The sequence below is a fragment of the Buchnera aphidicola (Chaetosiphella stipae setosa) genome (assembly GCF_964059095.1).
In the GTDB taxonomy this organism is placed as follows: Bacteria; Pseudomonadota; Gammaproteobacteria; order Enterobacterales; family Enterobacteriaceae; genus Buchnera_J; species Buchnera_J aphidicola_BP.
Window position 1 is genome coordinate 450,204 of the sequence record NZ_OZ060394.1, and the last position, 11,797, is coordinate 462,000.

Sequence of the window (11,797 nt, forward strand, 5' to 3'; positions counted from 1 at the left end):
AATACCGATAAAATATAAAATATTTATACTAATTTTAAAAATAAAAAAAAAATATAAATATTTTTAATTAAAATTTATGCTTTGAATATAATCAAAATACTTACAATAAATTATGAAAAATTTATTACTTTATTTAAAAGGTGTCTACTTTAATGTTTATTAAAAAAAAAACATTTCATATGTTAGTTGATAAAACTATTTCTAAAATTGAGAAATATTTAGACGAATATAACGGAAAATTAGATCTAGATTATGAGAATAACGGAAAAATCACAAAAATTAATTTTGAATCAAAAAATGAAATAATAATCACTAGACAGGAATTCTTAAAACAAATTTGGGTTGCTACTAAATCTCAGGGATATTATTTTAAATACAAAAATAATAAATGGATATGCCGTAAAAAAAAACATGAACTATTTGAATTTATAAAAAAATATCTTTTTAAAAAAACTCAAGAAAAATATTTTAAATAAACAAATTATAATATTTTTTCGGCGAAAGAGGATTTGAACCTCTGACCTACTGGTCCCAAACCAGTTGCGCTACCAAACTGCGCTATTCGCCGATAAAATTATAATTAATGGTTCTTTTTTTTAAAATTTTAAAAAATTATTTTTTTTTAAAATACTTATAACTTTAAAAAAAATAAATTTTGGGGTGACTAATGGGGTTCGAACCCATGACAACTGGAATCACAATCCAGAACTCTACCAACTGAGCTATAGCCACCATGTATTTTTTATTATTTAATATATTATATATTTTCAAATATATCAATAAAAAATTCAAAAAATATATTGTACGTCTGTCAGGAATTGAACCTGAGCCCTCTATTTTCGGAAAATAGTGCTCTATCCAACTGAGCTACAGACGTATACTATGTCTTTCTATAAATCTTATAATTTTTTATACAAAGATAAAAAAATTAAATTTTCTTTTTAAAAAATCAAAATTTATAAAAAATTTTTTATTAAATAAAATAATAAAAAAATAATTTTAATAAAAAAATTTAAATAATCTTTATTCGAAAATGCAAAAAAAAAAAAANNNAAAAAAAAAAAAAGAAAAAAAAATTTTCATAAAGAACTGTATTTGATAAAAAATTTTTTAAAAAAAATTAAGAACGCTTCATCATATCAAAAAACTCATGATTTGTCTTTGTCATAGATAACTTATTTATTAAAAACTCCATAGCATCAATTTCAGACATCGGATGAATAATTTTTCTTAAAATCCACATTTTTTTCAATTCGTCAACAGAGGTTAATAACTCTTCTTTTCTTGTTCCTGAACGGTTATAATCAATAGCTGGAAATACTCTTTTTTCTGCAATTTTTCTTGACAATGGAAGTTCCATATTTCCAGTTCCTTTAAACTCTTCATAAATTACTTCATCCATTTTTGATCCAGTATCAATTAACGCAGTTGCAATAATAGTTAAACTTCCGCCTTCTTGAACATTCCTTGCGGCCCCAAAAAATCTTTTAGGTCTATGTAACGCATTCGCGTCTACACCTCCGGTTAAAACTTTTCCAGAAGATGGCACAACAGTATTATATGCGCGAGCTAATCGTGTTATAGAGTCTAATAAGACTATTACATCTTTTTTATGTTCAACTAATCTTTTTGCTTTCTCAATAACCATTTCAGCAACCTGAACATGCCGAGAAGCTGGTTCATCAAAAGTAGATGCAATAACTTCTCCTTTAACCAATTTTTGCATCTCAGTAACTTCTTCTGGTCGTTCATCAATCAATAAAACCATAAGAACACAATCCGGATGATTATATGCAATGCTTTGTGCAATGTTTTGTAAAAGCATTGTTTTTCCTGCTTTAGGAGGAGCTACAATTAAACCTCTTTGTCCTCTACCAATTGGAGAAGCTAAATCTAAAACACGCGCTGTTAAATCTTCTGTTGATCCATTTCCTCGTTCCATGCGCAAACGAGAATCTGCATGTGAAGGAGTAAGATTTTCAAACAAAATTTTTCCACGAGAATTTTCCGGTTGATCATAATTTACTTTATTCACTTTCAACAATGCAAAATATCTCTCTCCTTCTTTGGGAGGTCTTATTTTTCCAGAAATTGTATCTCCAGTACGCAAATTAAATCTTCTAATTTGGCTAGGAGAAACATATATATCATCCGGTCCTGCTAAATAAGAACTATCTGAAGATCTTAAAAATCCAAATCCATCTTGTAATATTTCTAAAACTCCGTCTCCAAAAATATCTTCTCCACTTTTTGCGTGTTGTTTTAAAATAGAAAAAATAATATCTTGTTTTCTCATACGAGCGAGATTTTCTAACCCCATATTTTCGCCAAGTATAATTAATTTAGACACTGATGTGTTTTTAAGAGCAGTAAGATTCATAATGGTGGGTTTCTTAATAAAAATCGAGGTCATATTTATAAAATATAATAATATTTATTAAATTTTCAAAACTCTATATTTTCTATAATTAAAATAAAAAAATATAGAAGTTTTAAAAAAAATTATATAAAAAATATTATTTAATATATTTATTTAAAAATATTTTTAATTCTTCTTTCGAAAGAGAGCCAATATTTTTATCAATAATTTTATTTTTTTTAAATAATATTAAAGTTGGTATACTTTGAATAGAATACTTTAACGCAGAATCTGAATTTTTTTCAATATCTAATTTTAAAATATCTAATTTTTTATCATATTCATCTACAATTTCTTTTAAAACATAAGATAATGCTTTACATGGTGAACACCAAGAAGCCCAAAAATCTACTAAAACATAATTTTCACAATTTAATAAATAATCTTCTAAAGACTTATCTGTTACATTTTTAATTAAATTTTTCATTTTTTATCACCGAAAATCTTAATATATCTAAATTTTATTATCTGAGTGCAACTGAATTAAAATATTTTTTAAAAAATATTTATAAAACTTTATATGTGAAATTTTTTAATTTTTATTTTTTTTTAAAAAAAATCTAAAAAATAAAAAATTTTTTGAAAATTTATATTTACAAAAAATGTTAAAAATAAAAATCACAAAATAAAATTAATTTTTATTTTTTATAATTAACTTATATTATAAAAATTTTTCAAATAATTAAATAAAATTTAAGTATTTAATGAAATTCTCTTCATATCTACCATATATTTTCTTAATTTTCTACCTACTTTTTCAATTGGATGATTATAAATTTTTTCATTTATATTTTTTAACTCAATATTATCTACATCATTAGAAACTAATAAATTACCTAAATCTCCATACTTTAAATTTAAAACAAAATTTTTTAATAAAGGAATTGCATTTTTTGAAAATAAATAATTTCCATACTCTGCTGTATCTGATATAACTAAATTCATTTCAAATAATCTTTTTCTAGAAATTGTATTCGCAATCAATGGTAATTCATGCAAAGATTCATAATACGCTGATTCCTTTAAAATTCCAGATTCTAACATCACCTCAAAAGCTAATTCAATTCCTGATTTTAATAAAGCAACCATGAAAACTCCGTGTTGAAAATACTCTTCTTCAGAAATTTTTTCTAAATAATTAGGTGCATTTTCAAACATAGAAGATTTAGTTTCTCTTCTCCAAGAAAGTAAATTTTTATCTTCATTATTCCAATCTTGTATCATATTTTTAGAAAACTTTCCTGAAATAATATTATCCATATGCTTACGAAATAATGGTTTTAAAATATTTTTTAAATTCTCTGATAATTTATATGCTCGAATCTTAGACGGATTAGATAATCTACTCATCATTAAATTAATTCCACCGTGTTTTAAAGATTCTGTCATTACTTCCCATCCATTTTGAATTAATTTTCCTGCATATCCTGGATTATGTCCTTCTTTCACAAGATATTCATAACAAACAATAGATCCGGATTGTAATAAACCACATAATATCGTTTGTTCTCCCATTAAATCAGATTTTACTTCAGCTGAAAAAGAAGATTTTAAAACACCTGCTTTATGCGATCCAATTGCAAAAGCCCAAGCTTTAGAATATTCTAAACCTTTTTTTAAAGGATCATTTTTTTTATGTACAGCTATTAAAGTAGGAACTCCAAAACCTCTTTTATATTCTTCACGAACTTCAGTTCCAGGACATTTTGGAGCAACCATAATGACAGTAATATCATCTCTAATCACTGCACCCATTTCTACAATATTAAAACCATGTGAATACCCTAATACAGCATTCTTTTTCATTAAAGATTGTAATTTATGCACAACAAATTGATGTTGTTTATCTGGAGTTAAATTAATCACAAGATCAGCTGTAGGAATAAGTTCTTCGTAAGTATTGACGGAAAATTCATTATTAATAGCTCTTAACCAAGATGAATTTTTATTACGTATACTTTCTTCTCTCAAAGCATAAGAAATATTTAATCCAGAATCTCTCATATTCAATCCTTGATTTAAACCTTGAGCACCACATCCAATAATAACAATATTTTTATTTTTTAATATCGTTAATCCATTTCTAAAATCGTCTTTATTAACAATAAAACATTGTCTCAATTCTTTAATTTTTTGACGAAAATTTAATTGATTAAAATAATTTAACATATTTAAATAACCTCTAAATAAAATGGATCAAAATACTTTAAAAATATTTCATTTTTAATAAAAAAAATTTTAAATTAAAAATTTATTTAACTTCTTTCGATCTCTCACAGCACCTTTATCTGCACTAGTTGCAAAAAAAGAATAAAATTTTAAAGAATTAGGAACCTTACGTTTACGATAAATAGGTGAAAAAGGAACCTTCTTCTTTCTCTCTAAGCTTAGACGATAATTAATTTCCTTTTGAGAAATCATTAAATTAATTTTCCTTTGAAAAATATCAATATTTATAATATCTTCATTTTGAACAATTGAAATTAATCCTTGATTTGCAGCTTCAGGAGAAATATGACCAATAGACAAACCAGAAGTTCCTCCAGAAAATCTTCCATCTGTAATAAGAGCGCAATGCTTATCTAAACCAACTGATTTTAAATATGTAGTTGGATATAACATTTCTTGCATTCCTGGACCACCTTTTGGACCTTCATAACGAATAACTATGACATCACCTTTTTTAATTTTATTATTTAATATTGCAAATGATGCTTCTTCTTGTGATTCATAAACTTTAGCTTTTCCTTTAAATTTTTTAAGATTTTCAGGAACTCCAGCAGTTTTTACAACACAACCATCAATAGCTAAATTTCCGTATAAAATAGCTAGTCCTCCATCTTTATTATAAGCATACTTTACTGATCGTATACATCCTTTTTTTCTATCTATATCTGCTTTTTTCCAATAAAAAGACTGTGAACAAGCTTTTTTAGTTCGCAAACCCAAAGGTCCTGCTAAATACATTTTTTTTATTTTTTTATTATTTGTTGATAAAATATTATATTCCATTAATGTTTTATCTAGAGTTAAACCAAGTATATTCTTTGTTTTAGAATTAATTAATTTTTTTTTATTTAATTCAGATAAAATAGATATTATACCACCAGCTCTATGTACATCTTCTATATGATATTTTGAAGTACTAGGAGAAACCTTACATAAATGAGGAACTTTCTTCGATAATGCATCTATATCTTTAATATTAAAATCAACTTTTCCTTCTCTAGCAGAAGCTAATAAATGTAAAACAGTATTTGTTGAACCACCCATTGCAATATCTAATGCCATTGCATTATTAAATGAAATTTTATTAGCTATATTTCTTGGTAAAAATTCTTGATTATTATTTTCATAAAACTCTTTTGAAATTTTTAAAATTAATTTCGCAGATTGAACAAATAATTTTTTTCTTTCTGTATGAGTAGCTAATAAAGTTCCATTTCCTGGAATTGCTAATCCTAAAACTTCTATTAAACAATTCATCGAATTTGCAGTAAACATACCTGAACAAGAACCACATGTTGGACAAGCAGATTTTTCAATTTCATCAACTTCTAAATCAGAAAAATTAGAATTAGCGCTACTTGCAATAGCATCTACTAAATCTAATTTTACATTTCTCAAAACAGAATTTTTTGAGTTAACATTTTTACCTGCTTCCATTGGACCGCCAGAAACAAAAACAGTAGGAATATTCAATCGTAAACAACTCATCAACATACCAGGAGTAATTTTGTCGCAATTGGAAATACATATCATAGCATCTGCACAATGTGCATTTACCATATACTCAACAGAATCTGCAATTAATTCTCGCGATGGTAAAGAATATAGCATTCCTGAATGACCCATAGCAATTCCATCATCTATTGCTATAGTATTGAATTCTTTTGGAACTCCTCCAGATTTATATATTTCATGAGATATTATTTTCGAAACTTCTCGTAAATGAATATGCCCTGGTACAAACTCTGTAAATGAATTTACAACTGCAATAATAGGCTTCTTAAAATCTTCATCTATCATTCCAGTAGCCCTCCATAAAGATCTTGCTCCAGCCATATTCCTTCCATGTGTTGTAATTCTAGAACGATATTCAGGCATAATTTTAATTCCCTAAAAAATTTAAGAAATTTTAAAAAAAATTTTTCAGAATAAAAAAGAAAAAAATACTCTTACTACTTAAAATAGTATTATAGAATTTTATTAAAATATATACAAGGGCGGAGGGAATTGAACCCCCAACAGTCGGTTTTGGAGACCGATGCTCTACCTATTGAACTACGCCCTTATTTTCTTCTATAAATATCTTATTTAAAATATATTAAATTAATTTCAATTTAAAAAAAAATCAAAATTTTTACAACTAAAAATTAAATTCTATAAAAATTCAATTTTTAATATATTATAATGTATAATATAAATATATGAAATAAATATCGAAAAATTTTTTTTAAAAATATATTATTTTTTCATAATTTTGATTAAAAAATACTTTTATAAATTATACTAAATTTTTATAAAGAAAAAAAAATGAAACTTCCAATTTATTTAGATTATGCATCAACGACTCCAGTAGATCCTGATGTAGTAAAAAAAATGAAAAAATATTTAACTATGGATGGAATATTCGGTAATCCCGCATCTCGCTCACATAAATTTGGTTGGCTATCAGAAGAAGCAATAAATCTTTCTCGATTTGAAATTGCTAAAATAATTAATGCTGATCCTAGAGAAATTATTTTTACATCTGGAGCAACTGAATCTAATAATTTAGCAATTAAAGGAATTGCATCTTTTTATAAAAAAAAAGGGAATCATATAATCACAAGTAAAACAGAACATAAATCTGTTTTAGATACATGTCGTAGTTTAGAACAAAAAAATTTTAAAATTACCTATATAACACCCAATAAAAATGGATTAATTGATCTTCAAAAACTAAAGTCAAAAATTACAAAAAAAACAATTTTAATTTCTATTATGCATGTGAATAATGAAATTGGCGTCATACAAGATATTAAAAAAATTGCTAAAATTTGTTTATTAAAAAAAATATTTTTTCATGTAGATGCTACTCAAAGCATCGGAAAAATTTCCATTGATGTGAATAAAACAAAAATAGATTTAATTTCTTTCTCAGCACATAAAATTTACGGACCAAAAGGAATCGGTGTTTTATATGTCCGGAAAAAACCTAGAGTACGATTACAACCTCAAATACATGGGGGGGGTCATGAAAGAGGAATGAGATCTGGAACTTTACCTGTACATCAAATTATAGGAATGAGCAAAGCTTGTCAAATTGCGCGAAAAAGACAAAAAAAAGATTTTATAAAAATTCAAAAATTAAGAGATTTTTTATGGCATGGAATATCTCAAATTGAAGAAATTCATTTAAATAGCAATTTAAATATTAATCTTGGTGTTCCACATATTTTAAATGTAAGTTTTAATTATATTGAAGGAGAATCATTAATTATGTCTTTGAAAGAAATAGGAATTTCATCTGGTTCAGCATGTACATCAGAAAGTTTAGAACCATCTTATGTGTTAAAGGCACTTGGACTACAAGATGAATTAGCTCATAGTTCTATAAGATTTTCTATAGGAAGATTTACAACAAAAAAAGAAATTAAATTTACTATAAGATTAATAAAAAAATCTGTCAAAAAGTTACGCAATCTTTCCCCTTTATGGGAAATGTTTAAAGAAGGAATTGATTTAAATCAAGTTACTTGGAACACATAAAAAAATTCTTAAAAATATTATCAAAAATTTTTTATATAAGGAAAAAATATTATGGCATATAGTAAAGAAGTCATTGATCATTATGAAAATCCTAGAAATGTAGGATCTTTTTCTAATAAAAAAAGCAAAAAAATTGGTAATGGATTAGTAGGAGCACCAGCATGTGGAGACGTAATGAAACTGCAAATTAAAGTAAATAAAAAAGGAATAATTAAAGATGTACGATTTAAAACTTATGGATGTGGTTCAGCTATTGCATCAAGTTCATTAATTACAGAATGGATTAAAGGAAAGTCTATTGCTTCAGCAGGTAAAATTAAAAATAAAAAAATTGCTCAAAAATTAAATTTACCTCCTGTAAAAATACATTGTTCTGTATTAGCCGAAAGCGCTATACAAGCAGCTATTAAAGACTATAAAAATAAAAATAAAATAAAATAATTTTATTAATTAAATTTTATAATCTTCTTTAAAAATATTACCTTTTAAAACTACTTTCGAAAAAACATTATTTATAAAAAGTGCTTATGGATTATTTTAACTGTTTTAATTTACCTAAAAATTTTGAAATCGATAAAAAAAAATTGCTAAAAAAATACTATTCTTTACAAAAGAAATATCACCCTGATATGAATATTCAATGTTCAAAAAAAAAAAAAAAAGAAAATCTAAAAAAATCGATTTATATTAATCAAGGATATCAAATATTAAAAAAAAATTTTACAAGAATTCAATATCTTTTAAAAATAAATGGTTTTGATATTAAATCAAAAGAAAACAATAATATTTTAGATAAAAAATTTCTATATAAACAATATAAATATTACGAAAAATTAGATCAATTAAAAAAAAAAAAAAATCAAAAAAAAATATTAAATTTTACAAAAAAAATACAATTATTACTAAATGAATATAAAAAAAAAATTATTATTCAATTAAAAAAGAAATCTTGGAAAAACGCTTTTATTATTTTACAAAAAATTATTTTTTTAAAAAATTTTACAAAAAAAATGAAATAATGAAAAAATGAAAGTTCGCAGTATATTAAAAATCAAAAAAATAGCTTTTATAATAAAATTTAAATTTATTTAAATAAGAGTAATTACATGCCTAAAATAAAATTTTTACCTCATAAAAAATTATTACCTAAAGGAGGTTCATTTTTCGGAGAAAAAGGAGAATCTATTTTAGACGTAGCGTTAAGAAATAATATTAATATAGAACATGCATGTGAAAAATCTTGTTCTTGTAGTACGTGTCATTGTATTATTAAAAAAGGATTTTCATCATTATCTATAATGGAAGAAAAAGAAGAAGATATATTAGATAAAGCATGGGGTTTAACAGAAAAAAGCAGATTATCTTGTCAAGCAAAATTAGGAAAGTGTAATATTACAGTAAAAATACCTTTATACACAGCAAATCATAATTAATCAATTTATAAAAAAAATTATTTTTTTTTATTTTTAATAAAAGGGTTTTGACTGTTTTTAAATTCTAATCTTAAAAAAGATCCAAAGAGATTTAACTTCAAAGAAAAATAATTAATTAAATATTTTTTATATGAATTAGATAAATTATTTAAATTATTTCCATGTATAAAAATTATTGGTGGATTATTTCCACCAAAATTAGCATATTTTAACTTAGATTTATTTTTACAATTTAGTAATTGTGGTTTTTTTTCCTCTAAAGCACTATATAAAATTTTTGTTAAAAAAGAACTACTAATTTTTTTTTTTGAAAAAAAATAAATTTTTTTAATTAAATTTAATAAAAAAATTCTAATATTTTTCTTAAATAAAAATGATACAAAATAAAATTTAATATTTCTTACAAAACGAAAACGAAAAAAAATATTTTCTTTGAAAAAAAATTTTTCTTTTTTAGTTAAAAGATCCCATTTATTCACTAAAATAATAATAGGAAATCCAAATTTTAAAATTAAATTCCATAAATTTAGATTTTGATTAGACAGATGATTCTCTGTAGAATCTATAACAAATATTAATACATCAATTTTTTTACATTGATCAATTGCTTTTTTAACAAATTTTTTTTCTAAAAAAGAATTGATCTTAGCTCGTCTTCTTATTCCTGCAGTGTCAAAAAAAATATATTTTTTATTACGATAATAAGTCGAAGTATAAATTACATCTCCTGTTGTTCCAGGAATATCAGAAGTAATTATTCTATTATCATCTTGAATCAATTTATTTATTAACGTCGATTTTCCTACATTCGGTTTACCAACTATAATAACTTTAATTTTTTCTTGAGATTTTTTCTCTAAAGATATTTCACGCAAATTCTTTTCTTGCTTGATAAACTTTTTTTTTTTAAAAAAAGATATTATTTTCCTTTTAAAGGATAATATATCCTTTAAATTTAAAGCTGAAATTTTATAAATTTTTTTCAAACCTAAAGAATAAAAATCATAAATTAAATCTAAATCTTTTACTTGATCAATTTTATTAATTATTAATGCAATTTTTTTTTTTTTTTTTCTTAATTTCTGTAAAATATCTTTATCCCTATTAGTTATTCCATTTTTTGCACTAACTACGAAAAAAATAAAATTTGATTCTTTAATTGCCAAATCAATTTGAAATAAAATTTTTTTTTTTAAAGTTTCATTAGAAGAATAAAAACTAGGAGTGTCAACTAATCTGAAAAAAAAATTATTGAATTTTACTGAACCAATCATACGATCTCTTGTTATTCCTTTAATATTTTTGACAACTAAAGATTTTCTTTTAGTTAAATTATTAAAGATTGTAGATTTTCCTACATTTTCACAACCAACAAGAGAAACAGTAAAATTCATTTGACAAACCTATTTTTTTTAGAAACTTTTATTTTTACTGAAAATTAAAAAATTTAAAAATAAAATTATTTAATATAAATTAAAATCTTTTGAAATCTAAACATGATAAAAAAGAATTCCAAGGATATATATCACTCATATGTTGTAAACTAAGAAAAGCGCCTTTAAAATCACCAATTTTGAACTGTGCAAGAGAAATTTTTAAATATATTATACATTTTAAATTTTTATTATGAGGTGCGAAAGAAAAAATTTTTGGACACATTTCTAATGCATATTTAATATCATCAGCATTCAAATGGAAATTTAAAAAACGTAGGAATAAAGAAATGCATGAAGCATTTTGACAAGTTCTTATCATTTCTTTTATCTTTTTCTTACTCATTTTTTTCTTCTCTTGAGTAGGAACTTTTAAAAAACCATCTAATTTTTTACTTAAAATAAAAGAATGAATAGATTTTATTTGAAATATCGAAGGATCAATAGTTTCTATTTTGGCAACACTATTTGAATTTTTTAAAAAAGGAGAAAAATCTTTACAAAAATTTTTGTTATGAGAAGTTAGAGAAAAATTTTTAAAACTTGAAAAATTTCCTTGATTATTTTTAGAAAAACATAAGTTTGTTAAAAAAAGTGAATTTATTAAAAATAATGAAAAAATTAATGAAAAAGAAAAAAATCGATTCTGAATTTTTTTGAAGTTTAACATTTTTTATCTCTGAATCCTCTAAATTTCTATTTGAATTAAATATTATATATTTTTTTTAAAAAAATCAAGAAAAAAATATTATTTTTTT

At 23.5% G+C, this 11,797-nt stretch carries 11 protein-coding genes and 4 tRNA genes; 5 read left to right on the forward strand and 10 right to left on the reverse strand.

Annotated features, from left to right (window positions below):
* The first annotated feature begins 152 nt into the window (after positions 1 to 152).
* Entirely contained in the window at positions 153 to 476 is a 324-nt protein-coding gene (gene cyaY, locus AB4W52_RS02160) for an iron donor protein CyaY (RefSeq protein ID WP_367675306.1), read from the forward strand.
* 18 nt (positions 477 to 494) lie between these two features.
* Here cyaY and AB4W52_RS02165 read toward each other — a convergent pair.
* The 8 genes from AB4W52_RS02165 to AB4W52_RS02200 form a co-directional block, all read right to left on the reverse strand.
* Positions 495 to 568: transfer RNA gene (locus tag AB4W52_RS02165), tRNA-Pro, on the reverse strand.
* An 88-nt stretch (positions 569 to 656) separates the two neighbouring features.
* A tRNA-His gene (locus tag AB4W52_RS02170) sits at positions 657 to 732 on the reverse strand.
* 71 nt (positions 733 to 803) lie between these two features.
* Positions 804 to 877, reverse strand: a tRNA-Arg gene (locus AB4W52_RS02175).
* Between the two features lie 243 nt (positions 878 to 1,120).
* Entirely contained in the window at positions 1,121 to 2,380 is a 1,260-nt protein-coding gene (gene rho, locus AB4W52_RS02180) for a transcription termination factor Rho (protein WP_367675307.1), read from the reverse strand.
* A gap of 136 nt (positions 2,381 to 2,516) precedes the next feature.
* Complete coding sequence (gene trxA, locus AB4W52_RS02185; protein WP_367675308.1) at positions 2,517 to 2,846, reverse strand: thioredoxin; 330 nt, start codon at positions 2,844 to 2,846, stop codon at positions 2,517 to 2,519.
* Positions 2,847 to 3,112: 266 nt separating this feature from the next.
* Positions 3,113 to 4,588 carry a ketol-acid reductoisomerase gene (gene ilvC, locus AB4W52_RS02190; RefSeq protein WP_367675309.1) on the reverse strand — a complete coding sequence of 492 codons (1,476 nt, stop codon included), beginning with the start codon at positions 4,586 to 4,588 and terminating at the stop codon, positions 3,113 to 3,115.
* A 69-nt stretch (positions 4,589 to 4,657) separates the two neighbouring features.
* Positions 4,658 to 6,526 carry a dihydroxy-acid dehydratase gene (gene ilvD, locus AB4W52_RS02195; protein WP_367675310.1) on the reverse strand — a complete coding sequence of 623 codons (1,869 nt, stop codon included), beginning with the start codon at positions 6,524 to 6,526 and terminating at the stop codon, positions 4,658 to 4,660.
* Positions 6,527 to 6,640: 114 nt separating this feature from the next.
* A tRNA-Trp gene (locus AB4W52_RS02200) sits at positions 6,641 to 6,713 on the reverse strand.
* Between the two features lie 242 nt (positions 6,714 to 6,955).
* Between AB4W52_RS02200 and AB4W52_RS02205 the strand changes: the two genes are divergently transcribed.
* From AB4W52_RS02205 to fdx, 4 genes are all read left to right on the forward strand, one after another.
* Entirely contained in the window at positions 6,956 to 8,173 is a 1,218-nt protein-coding gene (locus AB4W52_RS02205; protein WP_367675311.1) for an IscS subfamily cysteine desulfurase, read from the forward strand.
* A 51-nt stretch (positions 8,174 to 8,224) separates the two neighbouring features.
* A complete protein-coding gene (gene iscU, locus AB4W52_RS02210) occupies positions 8,225 to 8,614 on the forward strand; it encodes a Fe-S cluster assembly scaffold IscU (protein WP_367675312.1) in 390 nt (129 codons plus the stop codon).
* Positions 8,615 to 8,700: 86 nt separating this feature from the next.
* Entirely contained in the window at positions 8,701 to 9,192 is a 492-nt protein-coding gene (gene hscB, locus AB4W52_RS02215) for a Fe-S protein assembly co-chaperone HscB (RefSeq protein WP_367675313.1), read from the forward strand.
* Between the two features lie 87 nt (positions 9,193 to 9,279).
* Entirely contained in the window at positions 9,280 to 9,606 is a 327-nt protein-coding gene (gene fdx / locus AB4W52_RS02220) for an ISC system 2Fe-2S type ferredoxin (RefSeq protein ID WP_367675314.1), read from the forward strand.
* Between the two features lie 17 nt (positions 9,607 to 9,623).
* On the opposite strand, the gene der is transcribed toward fdx, so the two are convergent.
* Both der and AB4W52_RS02230 read right to left on the reverse strand, forming a co-directional pair.
* Positions 9,624 to 11,000 (reverse strand): ribosome biogenesis GTPase Der, encoded by a 1,377-nt coding sequence (gene der / locus AB4W52_RS02225; protein WP_367675315.1) that lies wholly within the window; start codon positions 10,998 to 11,000, stop codon positions 9,624 to 9,626.
* A gap of 79 nt (positions 11,001 to 11,079) precedes the next feature.
* Positions 11,080 to 11,709, reverse strand: coding sequence for a hypothetical protein (locus AB4W52_RS02230; protein ID WP_367675316.1), 630 nt, complete (start codon positions 11,707 to 11,709; stop codon positions 11,080 to 11,082).
* Between the last annotated feature and the right edge of the window lie 88 nt (positions 11,710 to 11,797).

Bases quoted from the DNA above. Each gene is read 5' to 3' on its own strand.
- cyaY (WP_367675306.1), top strand. From the start codon at position 153: ATGTTTATTAAAAAAAAAACATTTCATATGTTAGTTGATAAAACTATT.
- rho (WP_367675307.1), bottom strand. From the start codon at position 2,380: ATGAATCTTACTGCTCTTAAAAACACATCAGTGTCTAAATTAATTATA.
- trxA (WP_367675308.1), bottom strand. From the start codon at position 2,846: ATGAAAAATTTAATTAAAAATGTAACAGATAAGTCTTTAGAAGATTAT.
- ilvC (WP_367675309.1), bottom strand. From the start codon at position 4,588: ATGTTAAATTATTTTAATCAATTAAATTTTCGTCAAAAAATTAAAGAA.
- ilvD (WP_367675310.1), bottom strand. From the start codon at position 6,526: ATGCCTGAATATCGTTCTAGAATTACAACACATGGAAGGAATATGGCT.
- AB4W52_RS02205 (WP_367675311.1), top strand. From the start codon at position 6,956: ATGAAACTTCCAATTTATTTAGATTATGCATCAACGACTCCAGTAGAT.
- iscU (WP_367675312.1), top strand. From the start codon at position 8,225: ATGGCATATAGTAAAGAAGTCATTGATCATTATGAAAATCCTAGAAAT.
- hscB (WP_367675313.1), top strand. From the start codon at position 8,701: ATGGATTATTTTAACTGTTTTAATTTACCTAAAAATTTTGAAATCGAT.
- fdx (WP_367675314.1), top strand. From the start codon at position 9,280: ATGCCTAAAATAAAATTTTTACCTCATAAAAAATTATTACCTAAAGGA.
- der (WP_367675315.1), bottom strand. From the start codon at position 11,000: ATGAATTTTACTGTTTCTCTTGTTGGTTGTGAAAATGTAGGAAAATCT.
- AB4W52_RS02230 (WP_367675316.1), bottom strand. From the start codon at position 11,709: ATGTTAAACTTCAAAAAAATTCAGAATCGATTTTTTTCTTTTTCATTA.